Source organism: Pseudomonas borbori (genome assembly GCF_900115555.1).
GTDB lineage: Bacteria > Pseudomonadota > Gammaproteobacteria > Pseudomonadales > Pseudomonadaceae > Aquipseudomonas > Aquipseudomonas borbori.
On the sequence record NZ_FOWX01000021.1, the window covers coordinates 52,255 to 65,020 of the forward strand.

At 66.2% G+C, this 12,766-nt stretch carries 12 protein-coding genes; 7 read left to right on the top strand and 5 right to left on the bottom strand.

What is annotated here, in order from left to right; genetic code table 11:
• Both BM315_RS15725 and BM315_RS15730 read left to right on the top strand, forming a co-directional pair.
• Positions 1-1,098, top strand: coding sequence for an amino acid ABC transporter permease (locus BM315_RS15725; RefSeq protein ID WP_090502635.1), 1,098 nt, complete (start codon positions 1-3; stop codon positions 1,096-1,098).
• An 11-nt stretch (positions 1,099-1,109) separates the two neighbouring features.
• Positions 1,110-1,871 carry an amino acid ABC transporter ATP-binding protein gene (locus BM315_RS15730; RefSeq protein ID WP_090502637.1) on the top strand — a complete coding sequence of 254 codons (762 nt, stop codon included), beginning with the start codon at positions 1,110-1,112 and terminating at the stop codon, positions 1,869-1,871.
• A gap of 73 nt (positions 1,872-1,944) precedes the next feature.
• Here BM315_RS15730 and BM315_RS15735 read toward each other — a convergent pair whose 3' ends face one another.
• Together BM315_RS15735 and BM315_RS15740 are read right to left on the bottom strand one after the other, a co-directional pair.
• Positions 1,945-2,994 carry an alkene reductase gene (locus BM315_RS15735; RefSeq protein ID WP_090502639.1) on the bottom strand — a complete coding sequence of 350 codons (1,050 nt, stop codon included), beginning with the start codon at positions 2,992-2,994 and terminating at the stop codon, positions 1,945-1,947.
• A 37-nt stretch (positions 2,995-3,031) separates the two neighbouring features.
• Positions 3,032-3,334, bottom strand: coding sequence for an ArsR/SmtB family transcription factor (locus tag BM315_RS15740; protein WP_090502642.1), 303 nt, complete (start codon positions 3,332-3,334; stop codon positions 3,032-3,034).
• Between the two features lie 129 nt (positions 3,335-3,463).
• On the opposite strand from BM315_RS15740, the gene BM315_RS15745 reads away from it, so the two are divergent.
• Positions 3,464-4,045: an acyl carrier protein phosphodiesterase gene (locus tag BM315_RS15745; RefSeq protein WP_090502644.1), complete on the top strand. Its 582-nt coding sequence runs from the start codon at positions 3,464-3,466 to the stop codon at positions 4,043-4,045.
• Positions 4,046-4,304: 259 nt separating this feature from the next.
• On the opposite strand, the gene BM315_RS15750 is transcribed toward BM315_RS15745, so the two are convergent.
• The gene (locus BM315_RS15750; RefSeq protein ID WP_090502646.1) at positions 4,305-7,022 is read right to left on the bottom strand and encodes an HAD-IC family P-type ATPase; all 2,718 of its coding nucleotides are present in this window, start codon (positions 7,020-7,022) and stop codon (positions 4,305-4,307) included.
• Positions 7,023-7,154: 132 nt separating this feature from the next.
• Here BM315_RS15750 and BM315_RS15755 point away from each other — a divergent pair, with 132 nt between their 5' ends.
• Positions 7,155-8,003, top strand: coding sequence for a universal stress protein (locus BM315_RS15755; protein ID WP_090502648.1), 849 nt, complete (start codon positions 7,155-7,157; stop codon positions 8,001-8,003).
• Positions 8,004-8,056: 53 nt separating this feature from the next.
• Here BM315_RS15755 and BM315_RS15760 read toward each other — a convergent pair whose 3' ends face one another.
• Together BM315_RS15760 and olsB are read right to left on the bottom strand one after the other, a co-directional pair.
• Positions 8,057-8,827 (bottom strand): lysophospholipid acyltransferase family protein, encoded by a 771-nt coding sequence (locus BM315_RS15760; RefSeq protein WP_090502650.1) that lies wholly within the window; start codon positions 8,825-8,827, stop codon positions 8,057-8,059.
• Positions 8,828-9,074: 247 nt separating this feature from the next.
• Complete coding sequence (gene olsB / locus BM315_RS15765; protein WP_090502652.1) at positions 9,075-9,833, bottom strand: L-ornithine N(alpha)-acyltransferase; 759 nt, start codon at positions 9,831-9,833, stop codon at positions 9,075-9,077.
• Positions 9,834-9,986: 153 nt separating this feature from the next.
• Here olsB and BM315_RS15770 point away from each other — a divergent pair, with 153 nt between their 5' ends.
• The 3 genes from BM315_RS15770 to BM315_RS15780 all read left to right on the top strand — a co-directional run bounded on the left by BM315_RS15770 (position 9,987) and on the right by BM315_RS15780 (position 12,662).
• The gene (locus BM315_RS15770; protein ID WP_090502654.1) at positions 9,987-10,877 is read left to right on the top strand and encodes an acyl-CoA dehydrogenase middle domain-containing protein; all 891 of its coding nucleotides are present in this window, start codon (positions 9,987-9,989) and stop codon (positions 10,875-10,877) included.
• Between the two features lie 331 nt (positions 10,878-11,208).
• Positions 11,209-12,327, top strand: coding sequence for a serine hydrolase domain-containing protein (locus BM315_RS15775; RefSeq protein ID WP_090502656.1), 1,119 nt, complete (start codon positions 11,209-11,211; stop codon positions 12,325-12,327).
• Positions 12,324-12,662 (top strand): amidase, encoded by a 339-nt coding sequence (locus BM315_RS15780; RefSeq protein ID WP_090502658.1) that lies wholly within the window; start codon positions 12,324-12,326, stop codon positions 12,660-12,662. Before BM315_RS15775 ends, BM315_RS15780 begins: the two co-directional genes overlap by 4 nt.
• Positions 12,663-12,766: the final 104 nt, after the last annotated feature.

Below are 12,766 nucleotides of genomic sequence, written 5' to 3' on the forward strand. Positions count from 1 at the left end.
ATGAGCACCCACACTTTCAAACCCGATCTACCGCCACCGCTGCTGAGCGTCGGCGTACTCGGTTGGCTGCGCGCCAACCTGTTTTCCAGCTGGTTCAACAGCCTGCTGACCCTGTTCGCCGCCTACCTGATCTGGCTGATCGTGCCGCCGCTGCTGCAATGGGCGTTCATCGATGCCGACTGGGTGGGCACGACCCGTGCCGACTGCACCTCGGGCGGCGCCTGCTGGGTCTTCATCCAGCAGCGTTTCGGCCAGTTCATGTATGGCTTCTACCCGACCGAACTGCGCTGGCGTGTCGACCTGACCCTGTGGTTGGCCGTCATTGGCGCCGCCCCGCTGTTCATCCCGGCAATGCCGCGCAAGGCCGTGTATGGCCTGGGCTTCCTGGTGGTGTATCCGCTGCTGGCGTTCTGGCTGCTGCACGGCGGCTCCTTCGGTTTGCGCGAAGTGGCCACCAGTCAATGGGGCGGCTTGATGCTGACCCTGGTGATCGCCTCCGTGGGGATCGCCGGCGCCTTGCCACTGGGCATCATGCTGGCGCTCGGACGGCGTTCGGACATGCCGGCGATCCGGGTGATCTGCGTGACCTTCATCGAGTTCTGGCGCGGCGTGCCCTTGATCACGGTGCTGTTCATGTCGTCGGTGATGCTGCCGTTGTTCCTGCCCGAAGGTATGAGCTTCGACAAGCTGATGCGCGCGCTGATCGGGGTGATCCTGTTCCAGTCCGCCTACATCGCCGAAGTGGTGCGCGGTGGCCTGCAGGCAATCCCCAAGGGCCAGTACGAAGCCGCTGCGGCCATGGGCCTGGGCTACTGGCGGATGATGGGCCTGGTGATTCTGCCGCAAGCCCTGAAGCTGGTGATCCCCGGCATCGTCAATACCTTTATCGCCCTGTTCAAGGACACCAGCCTGGTGATCATCATCGGTCTGTTCGACCTGCTCAACAGCATCAAGCAAGCCACCACCGATCCGGTCTGGCTGGGCATGGCCACCGAAGGCTATGTATTCGCCGCCCTGGTTTTCTGGATTTTCTGTTTCGGCATGTCCCGCTACTCCATGCATTTGGAACGTAAGCTGAACACTGGCCACAAGCGTTAGGAGTTATTTCAATGGCTGTCGCAAAAAAACAAACCAGCGCTGAATCGATGATCCTGATGGAAGGCGTGCACAAGTGGTACGGCGAGTTTCACGTGCTCAAGGACATCAACCTGAACGTCAAGCCGGGTGAGCGTATCGTCCTCTGCGGTCCGTCCGGTTCCGGCAAGTCCACCGCCATCCGCTGCATCAACCGCCTGGAAGAACACCAGCAGGGGCGCATCGTGGTCGATGGCACCGAACTGACCCATGATCTCAAGCACATCGAGGCGGTACGCCGCGAAGTGGGCATGGTGTTCCAGCACTTCAACCTGTTCCCGCACCTCAGCGTGCTGCAGAACTGCACCCTGGCGCCGATGTGGGTGCGCAAGATGCCCAAGCGTCAGGCCGAAGAAGTCGCCATGCACTTCCTCGAACGCGTGCGCATCCCCGAACAGGCGCTCAAGTACCCGGGGCAACTGTCCGGTGGCCAGCAACAGCGCGTGGCGATTGCCCGGGCGCTGTGCATGAAGCCGAAGATCATGCTGTTCGACGAACCGACCTCGGCGCTCGATCCGGAGATGGTCAAGGAAGTGCTGGACACCATGATCGGCCTGGCCGAAGACGGCATGACCATGCTCTGCGTGACCCACGAAATGGGCTTCGCCCGCACCGTGGCGAACCGGGTGATCTTCCTCGACAAGGGCGAGATAGTCGAGCAGGCCGATCCTGAAACCTTCTTCAACAACCCACAGAACGAGCGTACCAAGTTGTTCCTCAGCCAGATCCTGCACTGAGAACCCGCGGCAATGAAAAAGGAGCCCTCGGGCTCCTTTTTCATTTCTTCGCATCAGGCATGCCGCGGCAGCTTTACAGCCGTGGGTAGTCGATATAGCCGACCGCTCCTGCGCCATAGAAGGTGTGCGGCTGCGGCTCATTCAAGGGGGCGTCCTCGGCGAGGCGGGCGGGCAGGTCCGGGTTGGCGATAAAGGGGATGCCGAAGGCCACGGCATCGGCCTTGCCGCTTGCCAGCCAGGCGTTGGCCTGCGCCTTGCTGAAACGCTCGTTGGCGATGAACACGCCACCGAAGGCTTGCTTGAGAGTCGGTGACAGGCTGTCATCGGCTTCCTGCTCGCGGGCACAGATAAAGGCGATGCCGCGCTTGCCCAGTTCGCGGGCAATGTAGGTGAAGGTCTCGGCGCGGTTGCTGTCGCCCATGTCGTGGCTGTCGGCGCGTGGCGCCAGGTGCATGCCGACCCGGCCGGCGCCCCACACCGAAATCACCGCATCGGTGACTTCCAGCATCAGCCGTGCACGGTTTTCCAGGGAGCCGCCGTAGCGGTCGCTGCGCCGGTTGGTGCTGTCCTGGAGGAACTGGTCGAGCAGGTAGCCGTTGGCGCCATGGATTTCCACGCCGTCGAAGCCGGCGGCCTTGGCGTTTTCCGCCCCCTGACGATAGGCCTCGACGATGTCGTCGATTTCCTCGGTTTCCAGGGCGCGCGGGGTGACGTATTCGGTGATCGGGCGTACCAGACTGACATGCCCGGCCGGCGCAATGGCGCTGGGCGCTACCGGCAGTTCGCCGTTGAGATAGCTGGGGTGGGAGATGCGCCCGACGTGCCACAGCTGCAGGACGATCTTGCCGCCATGGGCATGCACCGCCTTGGTGATATTGCTCCAGCCGCGCACCTGGGCGTCGGACCAGATGCCGGGGGTGTCCGGGTAGCCGACGCCCATCGGCGTGACCGCGGTGGCCTCGCTGATGATCAGGCCGGCGGAGGCGCGTTGCACGTAGTACTCGGCCATCAGCGCGTTGGGCACCCGGCCCTCGTCGGCGCGGGTGCGGGTCAGCGGCGCCATGATGATGCGGTTGTTCAGTTCCAGGTCACCGATCTTGATCGGGTCGAAAAGTGTCGGCATGGGGTGATCCTCGCTCTGGGTTGCAGATAGTGGGGGGCTAGAGTTCTTGGCTGATATGGCGCAGAAAGTCCCGGATGGCGTCCTCGTTGCGCTTGAAGAAATGCCACTGGCCGACCTTCTTGCTGGTCACCAGACCGGCCCGTTGCAGGGTCGTCAGATGGGCCGAGACCGTCGATTGCGACAACCCGGTGCGCTGGTCGATCTTGCCGGCACACACGCCGATCTCCAGCGGGTGATCCTGGTCGGCGAAATACGCCTCGGGGGTTTTCAGCCAGTGCAGGATGTCGCGGCGCACCGGGTGGGCCAGGGCTTTGATCACTTCATCGATATCGATGGGCATGGGTGCGGTTTCTAGGGTTGCTGTCGCGCCATATCGCGATGGGGCGAACTGTATATCGGGCTGAGGCGATACACCGATCGTTTGCGCCGATAGTGCTCATTGCCTGCGCTGATGTGTAAGCTCTGGCCTATGAACTACCTCGCTCATCTGCACCTCGGTGGCGACGCGCCGGCGCAACTGCTCGGCAGCCTGTATGGCGATTTCGTCAAAGGCCGGCTGGCCGGGCAGTGGCCGGCGGATATCGAGGCGGCGATCGTCCTGCATCGGCGCATCGATGCCTTTACCGACAGCCATGCGCTGCTGGCCCAGGCCCGTGCGCGCTTCCCCGCCGAGCGGCGGCGCTATGCCGGGATCCTCCTGGACCTGTTCTTCGACCACTGCCTGGCGCTCAACTGGGCGGATTACGCCGACGAGCCACTGACCCAGTTCACCGGGCGGGTGTACCGGGTCTTGGCCGCCGAGCCGGTTCTGCCCGGGCGCCTGGCCCTGATCGCGCCGCGCATGGCTGAGCAGGACTGGTTGGGCCGCTACCGCGAGTTCGCCGTGCTGGAACAGGTGATTGCCGGCATGGGCCGGCGCCTGTCGCGGCCGGGCGTGCTGGATGGCAGCCTGCTCGAGCTGGAGCGCCTGTACCGGCCACTGAGCGAGGATTTCCGCGCCTTCTACCCCGAGCTGGTCGAGTTCGCTCGCCGTTTGCGGGTGGAACCGTAGATCTTATGTTTATGTGCAAGGCCCGGATTGTATTTCTGTGGGAGGCTCGACCTCGGGGCGAGCGTTTAACCCGTGCTCGTCAGGCGATAGCTGGGCAGCCCTGCGGGCTGCATTCGCCGCGGGGCGCGCCTCCTACAAGTTGCGCGGCATTATCCCCCCGGATGCAATCCGCGGCGCAGCTGGTGCGCACCGCCTAGGCGGCCCCGCACACCCTACCAGGCGTGGCGCCCGGGCGTAGGGTGCGCCGCGCGCACCGGGTTCAGCCCCCGGCATGAGGATGCAGGTGAAAGCGGCGGATCACTGCCTTCTCCAGCTCCGCCACGCTGAACAGCAGCAAACCGGCCAGCAGCACCCGCAGCCATTCACCGCCGTCCAGCCCGCTGGAGCCGAATATCCGCTGCATGGGCGGTGCATAGGTGAACAACAGTTGCAACGCTAGGCACAGGGCGATGGCCAGCAGCACCTTGGGGTTGCCGAGCAGGCCTTCGTGATTGAGCACCGAGGCGAAGATATGCCGGCTGTTCACCAGGTAGAACATCTCGCACATCACCACGCTGTTGACGGCCATGGTGCGCGCGCTCTCCAGGCTGTTGCCGTGCTGCATTTCCCAGAGAAACAGGCCGAGGGCGCCGCCCATCATCAGCAGCGAGACCATCAGCACGCGCCAGACGAAGAAGCCGGTGAGCAGCGGCTCGGCCGGCGGACGTGGCGCACGGCTCATCAGGCCGCGCTCGGACGGTTCGAAAGCCAGGGCCAGGGCCAGGGTGATGGAGGTGACCATGTTGATCCACAGCACCTGGGCCGGGGTCAGCGGCAGATTCAGCTGGAACAGGATGGCGGCGATCACGATCAGGGCTTCGCCGCCGTTGGTGGGCAGGACGAACAGGATGAATTTCTTCAGGTTGTCGTAGATCGCCCGGCCCTCGCGCACAGCCCCGGCGATGGTGGCGAAGTTGTCGTCGGTGAGGACCATTTCCGCCGCCTCCTTGGCCGCCTCGGTGCCCTTGCGGCCCATCGCCACGCCGACATCGGCGCGCTTCAGCGCCGGCGCATCGTTGACCCCGTCGCCGGTCATCGCCACCACTTCGCCGCTGGCCTGCATGGCCTGCACCAGACGCAGCTTGTGCTCCGGGCTGGCGCGGGCGAACACCTCGATGCCGGGTAGCAACTCGCGCAGGCTGTGCTCGTCGAGCAGTTCGATTTCGGCGCCGGTCAGGGCCGGCCGGCCAACCCCGATGCCCAGTTGCGCGCCTATGGCGCGGGCGGTTTCGACATGATCGCCGGTGATCATCTTCACCGCGATGCCGGCGCTGCGGCATTCGGCCACCGCGGCGATGGCCTCTGCGCGCGGCGGGTCGATGATGCCGAACAGGGCGAGCAGAGTGAAGCCCTGTTGCACATCGGCAAAGCTCAGGCTGCGTTGCTCGGCAGCGACCGGGCGGCTGGCGATGGCCAGCAGGCGCAAACCCTGGGCGGCCAGGTCGGTGGCCTGACGCCGCCAGAAATCCGCATCGAGCGGCCGGTCGTCGTCGCCAGCGCGTTGCCGGCTGCACATCTCCAGCAGTCGCTCGGGAGCGCCCTTGAGGTAGATCAGCCCGTGGCCACTGTGGTCATGGTGCAGGGTGGCCATGAAGCGGTGTTCCGACTCGAAGGGGATGGCGTCGCTGCGCGGCAGCTCGGCCTGCAGCGCCAGCGGGTCGAGGCCGGTTTTCAGGGCCAGGGTGGCGAGTGCGCCTTCGGTCGGATCGCCGTGCAGCAGCCAGTTGCCGGCGGCGTCTTCCTCCAGCCGGGCATCGTTGCACAACAGCGCCGCGCGGCCGATCTCGAGCAAAGCCTGGTCGATGTCCAGGGGCGCGCCAGCGAGATGAAAGCCGCCGGCGGGGGCGTAACCGACACCGCTGACGTCGATGATTCGGTCGGCACTGACCAGCCGTTGCACGGTCATCTCGTTGCGGGTCAGGGTGCCGGTCTTGTCCGTGCAGATCAGGGTGACCGAGCCGAGAGTTTCCACCGCCGGCAGACGCCGCACGATGGCGTTTTGCCGGGCCATGCGCTGCACGCCGAGAGCCAGAATCACCGTCATGATCGCCGGCAAGCCCTCGGGAATCGCCGCGACTGCCAGCGCTACCACCATCATGAACATCTGCGCCGGATCCTGCTCGCGCCACAGGGTGCCGAGGGCGAAGGTGACGATCGCCAGGACCAGCAGGGCCACGCTCAGCCAGCGGCTGAAACCGTCGATCTGCCGCAGCAGCGGGGTGCTCAGCGGCTGCACCTGCTGCAGCAGGCTGCCGATACGTCCCAGCTCGCTGGCCGGGCCTGTGGCCACCACCAGGCCGAGGGCCTGGCCGCTGCTGACCAGGGTGCCGGAGTAGGCCATGCAGCGGCGGTCGCCGAGTACGGCGTCGGCGGCCGAGCGGGCGATGGATTTCTCCACCGGCACCGATTCGCCGGTCAGCGCCGCTTCCTCGACGACCAAGTTCTTCACCCTGAGCAGGCGCAGGTCGGCGGGCACCTTGTCCCCGGAAACCAGGGCGACGATATCGCCGGGCACCAACTGTTCGGCGGGGATTTCCCGGCGCTCGCCATCGCGCAGGACCATGGCATGCGGCGACAGCATGGCGCCAATGGCGTCCAGGGCGTGCTCGGCCTTGCCCTCCTGAATGAAGCCGATCAGCGCATTGATCAGCACCACGACGACAATCACCGCGGTGTCCACCCAGTGGCCGAGCAGGGCGGTGACCGCCGCCGCGGCGATCATCATGTACAGCAGCAGGTTGTGAAATTGCAGCAGCAGACGCAACAGCGGGCCGCGGCGCCTGGGCGGCGGCAGGCGATTGGCTCCGTAGCGTTGCCGGCGGCTGGCGATCTCGCCCTCGGCGAGACCGCTCTGGGTGCTGTGCAGGGCGTCGAGGGCCTGTTGCGCATCGAGGGCGTGCCAGGCCGTTGCGGCCTGAACCGCTTGCCGGGTGTCCATTCAGCCATCTCCATCATTGCACTGTTGGCACAGTAGCCTCATCCACGGGGCCTGCGCTGATCTGCATCAAAACCGCCGGGCATGTTTTGCGGTCGAATGAGCAAACACGCACAGCCTGGCACGGTGAACGAGATGATCAAACTACTGGTGGCGACCGACCTTTCCCAGCGTTCGGCACACGCCGTGCAGCGTGCCGCCCGCTTGATCGAAAGGCAGGGCGGCGGCGACTGGACCCTGGTGCATGTGGTCGATGACGAGGCGCCGCAGGACTTCGTCGCCGAGCATGTGCAGCGGGTCGAGCGTTTGCTCGACGAGCAGGCACAGCAACTGGCCGCCCAGACCGGCAGCCGGCCGCGGGTGCTGGTCAGCAGCGGTGCGGTCGAGCCGATCATCTTCGAGGCCTGCCTGGGCATGGGCGCCGACCTGCTGGTGGTCGGCAGCCACCGCAAGACGCCGCTACGCGACTTCTTTCTCGGCACCAGCGTGGAGCGCCTGATCCGTGGCAGTCACCTGCCGGTACTGCGCGTCGCGCAACCGGCCGCCGCCGATTACCGGCATGCCTTGGCGGCGCTGGACCTGTCGCCCGGAGCCGTGCAGGCCATGGCCAGTGCCCAGCGCCTGGGCCTGCTCGATCTGCAGCGGTGCACGGTGCTGCATGCCCTGGAACCCTTTCCCAGAGGCATGCTGACGGAGGCGGCGATCGATCATCAGTTGCTCGAGACCCAGGCCAGGGAGGCCTTGCTGAGCCTGCTGGGCAACCTGCATGACGCCAGTATGAGCCTGCCCGATGGCTGCGTGCGGGTGCGCGAAGGCGAACCCCGGCAGGTGATTGCCCAGGAGTTGCAGGAGGTACAGGCCGAGCTACTGGTGATCGCCACCCATGGGCGCAAGGGGCTGCCGCGCTTGCTCCTCGGCAGCGTCGCCGCGGAGCTGCTGGCCGAGTTGCCCTGCGACATTCTCTGCGTGCCGCCGCAGGGCTGAGAGGCTGTGAAAAAACGCTCGCTACGCCGCTCGATTTTTTCACAACCTCCGACTCACGCGGCCTGGGCGTGAGTCTCGCCGCCCACGTCCAGGGCGCTGGCCACGGCCGCGTGGGCGCGGCGTGCCAGCTGATTGCGATTCTGCGCGGTGCTGGCAATCGGTGGCAGCAGGCGGATCTGCACGTCGATGCGTTCACTGGCGAGCAGGCGCAACAGGTGCGAGAGCAGGTCGTCGTCACCGATAAAGGGCGTGACCATGCACGGCTGGCCGCCCTGCAGGTAGCGGATGGCGACCGGTTGCAGCGCCACCCCGGATTCGATGGCGCTGCTCAGCAGGCGGCCGTGGAAGGTGCGCAGGACCTGGCCATCGCTGGTGGTGCCTTCCGGGAAGATCAGCAGCGGCCGGCCCTGTTCCAGATGCTGGCCGAGTTGCCGGTTGAGCAGGCTGCTGTCGCCCGCGCCGCGGCGGATGAACAGGGTGCCCGCCTGCTGCGCCAGCCAGCCGGCCAGCGGCCAGGAACGCACCTCGGCCTTGGACAGGAACGACAGCGGGGCGAGCATGCCGAGCAGCGGAATATCGGTCCAGGAAATGTGGTTGCTGACCCACAGCATCGGCTCCTGCGGCAACTCGCCGTGCACGCTGAGGCGGAACGGCAGGGCATTGGCCAGGCGCGCGAAGAACCAGCGGCTCAGGCGCTGACGCAGGCCCATCAGGTCATGGCGCAGCAGGCGCTCCAGCAGATTCACCAGCCCGGCCAGCAGGGTGCCCAGGGCGACCACCGCAAGCAAACGCAGGAGACGCAGGTATAAACGTAGTTTCGCCATGAATGACTCCGGGGGGATGCGAGTGCCGGCATGTCTAGCGCTTCCTGGTCGCTTGCATCAAAAAAAATAACTCGTTGTTTTATATATAAATTCAATATTCGCAAAGACCTGTAGGAGCGGCCCATGGCCGCGATGGGTTTCGCGGGCATGGCCCGCTCCTACAGAAAACGTCACAACCCATAAAATCAATGACATACGGGTTGCTTGAGCGGCGCGGCCGGATGGCGATCCTGCAAGCCAAGTCGACTCAGACCGCCGCCTTGAAGTGGCGGGCGTAGCGCGGGCAGAGTTCGTCGCGCTTGAGCAGGATGAACACGTCGGCCACCTGAAAGTCCGGATCCCAGCAGGGCTCGCCGCAGATCTTCGCGCCCAGGCGCATATAGGCCTTGAGCAGCGGCGGCATCTCGGCAATCACGTTGCCCGGCACCTCCAGGGCCGGCAGCGGCGTCTTCGGCTCGGCGCGCAGGTGTTCGCTGCACAGGTAGCGTTCGCGCAGGCGCTGCATGATCGCCTCGGCCTGGATACCGCCGTCCTGCATGGAGATGCTGGCGCAGCCCATCAGGTAGCGGTAATCGCCCTGGTTGAGGACTTCGGCCAGTTCGCCCCAGAGCACGGCGATGGTGGCGCCGTTGCGGTAGGCGCTATCGACGCAGGTGCGGCCAATTTCCAGCAGCGGGCCTTCGAGATGCGACAGGCCGTGCAGGTTGAACTCCTCTTCGCTGTAGAAGCGGCCCAGGCTGGCGGCGGCGCGATGATCGAGCAGGCGGGTGGTGGCCACCAGCCGGCCGCTGTTGAGGTCGCGCACGCCGATGTGCTGGCAGTGAATGTCGTAGTCATCCATGTCCAGGCCGAACTCGGCACCTTTGAGCTTGGCAGCGAATTCGGTGCTGAACACGCGAAAGCGCAGGGCCTGGGCTTCACGCAGGGCAGCGGGGCCGACTAGCCGCTCGGCTTGCAAGCGACGTGCTGGGGTGGTGCGGTCGCGGGTGATTGCCATCTGGGTCATGCCGTCATCTCCGTTGGCCGGCTTTTTTGCCTTGCAGCCGGTCGATCTTGTTGGGCAAGCTCAGGCTAGGTAGCAGCGGTGTCACCCCTGTGACGTTTCGGTGATGCTTGTGTGACTGCCGCTTGCGACTCCATCCCGGTCAAGGAACTGCGTATGCCCTGGCAACTCCTGCTGCAACCCCACCAACGCCTGCCGGCCGCCAGCAACCTGGAGGCCTGGTATGCCGCGCTGCTGGCGCGCCTCGGCAGGCCGTCGCCATTCGAGCTGGCCTTGCTCGGCGGGCGTTTGGCGGCTACCCCGGGGCTGGCTTTCCTCGCCGGTTATCAAGGCGCTTTGCGGGCGCTCTGGCCTTGCGCGCCCTGGTCGTTGGGCGCGCTCTGCGTCACCGAGCACAAAAGCGTGCGCCCGGCGGACATGCAGACCCGCCTGAGCGACCTGCTGCTGCACGGGCGCAAGGATTTCGTCACGGCCGGCGATGCCGCCGACTGGCTGCTGGTCGCCGCCCGCGAGGAGCAGCAGGGGCAAGCGGTGCGCTTGGCTCTGGGCGTGGTGCGCAATGGCGATCCCGGGGTGCGGGTCGAAGTGCTGCCGAGCTTGCCCCTGATGCCCGATATCGGCCACGCCCGCCTGCATCTGGCTGGCGCCCACTGCGAGCGCCTGGCCGGCGATGGCTGGGACGACTACGTGAAGCCTTTTCGCAGCCTCGAGGATCTGCACGTGCTCACGGCAGTGGGCGCCTGGCTGTATGGCGTGGGGCAGGACTCGAACTGGCCGCAGGCCGTGCAGTTGCGCCTGCTCGGCCTGCTCGCCGGCTGCGCCGAGGTGGCCCGGCGAGGCCCGGCGCAAGCCACCACCCACCTGCTGCTGGCCGGGCTGTTCGCCCAGTTCGCCGCACTCGAGGTCGAGTTGCCCGCGGCCTTCGCAGCCGGCCCGGCGGACTGGGCGGCCTTGTGGCAGCGCGACCGCGGCCTGCTGTCGCTTGCCGCCTCCGCCCGCGGCAAACGCCTGGCCAAAGCCCAGGCCGCCTTGGGCCTGCAGCCGTAGCAGACCCCGCGCGTCTACGACGCCGCGTGTCGCGCAGCAAACTGGAGGCAATTGTGCCTAGCGGCTTGTGGGTAGCTGTGGGAGGGGCCGGGCGGCGTTCCGCTTTAGCCGCGATGTTTTTTGTGCGGACTTCGAGAGCTTTCGCGGCTAAAGCCCCCCCACAAGGAACGTCATAACCCATAAAATCAATGACATACCGATTGTTTGAGAAGAGCCAGGGGGACCCCAGTCCTTGCTCGCGCTGCTGTTGCCTACTCGCCGGAAACACGCGCTTTTTAGCGTCATCGACGGCGTGCTAGGGTGCCGCTTGGTCATCCACGGAGGCACTGCAATGCCCGTTTCCCTGTTGCATCGGCTCGCTTTGCTCCTCGTCATGGCGGGCGGCGCCGGCCTGGTCCAGGCCGAAAGCTGGCCGGTGGCCGATTGGGCGCTGGAGCCGGTGCCGCCGAGCCCGGCCATCGCCGAACTGGAGGCCTATGCCTTTCCCGCGCGCGACGAGGCAAACCGCACGGGCGTGCGCACCGATGCCTTGCTGGTCGTGCGCGATGGCCGGGTGGTTTACGAGCGCTACGCCGGGCCGACGCGAGCCGACACCCCGCATCTGACCTGGTCGATGAGCAAGAGCCTGCTCGCCACCGTGCTGGGCGTCGCCTACGGCCAGGGCCACTTCCGGCTCGATGCGCCGGTGGCGCAGTATTACCCGCCATTCGCCCGGCATCCGAAGATCAAGGTCGGCCACCTGCTCAACTGGGCCTCGGGCCTGGACTGGCAGGAAGACTACGAATACGCGCCGCTGCAGTCCTCGGTGCTGGCCATGCTCTATACCCGCGGCCGCGCCGACATGGCGGGTTTCACCGCGGCGCACGCCGCCGCTGCCGAGCCTGGCGCACGCTTTCGCTATTCGAGTGGCGACAGCAACGTGCTGGCCGCCGCTCTCAAGGGCATGGTCGGTGCCGAGACCTACGCGGACTATCCCTGGCGTGCGCTGTTCGAGCCGCTCGGGATCACCTCGGCGGTCTGGGAAACCGACGCCGCCGGCACCTTCGTCGCCTCCTCCTATGCCTACCTGAGCGCCCGCGACCTGGCGCGCATCGGCCTGCTGATGCAGCGCGATGGTCGCTGGGGCGAGCAGCAAGTGCTGCCGCAGCCCTGGGTCGCGTTCAACCGCACGCCCTTGGCCACATACCAGGCGCAGAACGCCAAGGCCGGAGACGCCGTGCCGGGCGGGCACTGGTGGCTGAACGCCGAGCTGCCTGGCGCGGCCAGACCCTGGGCGGACGCACCGGCCGATGCCTTCGCCGCCCTCGGTCACTGGGGCCAGGGGCTGTATGTGTTGCCGACGGAGAAACTGCTGATCGTGCGCTACGCCGATGATCGCGACGCCAGCTTCGAGCACAACCAACTGCTCAAGCGGGTCCGCGCCGCCTTTGCCCGTGAGGTGCAACCATGATCCGTCGTCGTCCGTTGCGCACGCTGCTGCTGGCGATCGTCCTCCTGCTGGTGGGGCTCGGTTGGCAGAATCGTGCGCACCTGCAGGCTTTTCCCGACATCATCGGCGCCTACACGGCCAAGGAATATTGCTCCTGCCGCTATGTGATGAAGCATCCCGCGGCCTACTGCGAAGGCTATGTGCGTCAGTATGTGCCGATCAGCCAGTTGCTCGATGAGCAGAGCCGCAAGCGGGTTACCGCCAGCGGCCTGGGCCGCAGCCACAGCGCCATCTGGCTCGGGCCGCGGCAGGGCTGCCGGTTGCAATCTTCCGCCCCCATCCCGTCACGGCTCTGAGCGAGCAGGCGCAGCAGGCTTTGCAAGGCCGCCACGGGCGACTATGGTGGCGGCCTGATGCTCAACCTACGGGGACTTATGCGAACCTGCCTTGCCTGCTCCTT

What these genes read in the sequence shown, in the direction of transcription:
- BM315_RS15725 (WP_090502635.1), top strand. Translation starts at nt 1, where the DNA reads ATGAGCACCCACACTTTCAAACCCGATCTACCGCCACCGCTGCTGAGC.
- BM315_RS15730 (WP_090502637.1), top strand. Translation starts at nt 1,110, where the DNA reads ATGGCTGTCGCAAAAAAACAAACCAGCGCTGAATCGATGATCCTGATG.
- BM315_RS15735 (WP_090502639.1), bottom strand. Translation starts at nt 2,994, where the DNA reads ATGCCGACACTTTTCGACCCGATCAAGATCGGTGACCTGGAACTGAAC.
- BM315_RS15740 (WP_090502642.1), bottom strand. Translation starts at nt 3,334, where the DNA reads ATGCCCATCGATATCGATGAAGTGATCAAAGCCCTGGCCCACCCGGTG.
- BM315_RS15745 (WP_090502644.1), top strand. Translation starts at nt 3,464, where the DNA reads ATGAACTACCTCGCTCATCTGCACCTCGGTGGCGACGCGCCGGCGCAA.
- BM315_RS15750 (WP_090502646.1), bottom strand. Translation starts at nt 7,022, where the DNA reads ATGGACACCCGGCAAGCGGTTCAGGCCGCAACGGCCTGGCACGCCCTC.
- BM315_RS15755 (WP_090502648.1), top strand. Translation starts at nt 7,155, where the DNA reads ATGATCAAACTACTGGTGGCGACCGACCTTTCCCAGCGTTCGGCACAC.
- BM315_RS15760 (WP_090502650.1), bottom strand. Translation starts at nt 8,827, where the DNA reads ATGGCGAAACTACGTTTATACCTGCGTCTCCTGCGTTTGCTTGCGGTG.
- olsB (WP_090502652.1), bottom strand. Translation starts at nt 9,833, where the DNA reads ATGACCCAGATGGCAATCACCCGCGACCGCACCACCCCAGCACGTCGC.
- BM315_RS15770 (WP_090502654.1), top strand. Translation starts at nt 9,987, where the DNA reads ATGCCCTGGCAACTCCTGCTGCAACCCCACCAACGCCTGCCGGCCGCC.
- BM315_RS15775 (WP_090502656.1), top strand. Translation starts at nt 11,209, where the DNA reads ATGCCCGTTTCCCTGTTGCATCGGCTCGCTTTGCTCCTCGTCATGGCG.
- BM315_RS15780 (WP_090502658.1), top strand. Translation starts at nt 12,324, where the DNA reads ATGATCCGTCGTCGTCCGTTGCGCACGCTGCTGCTGGCGATCGTCCTC.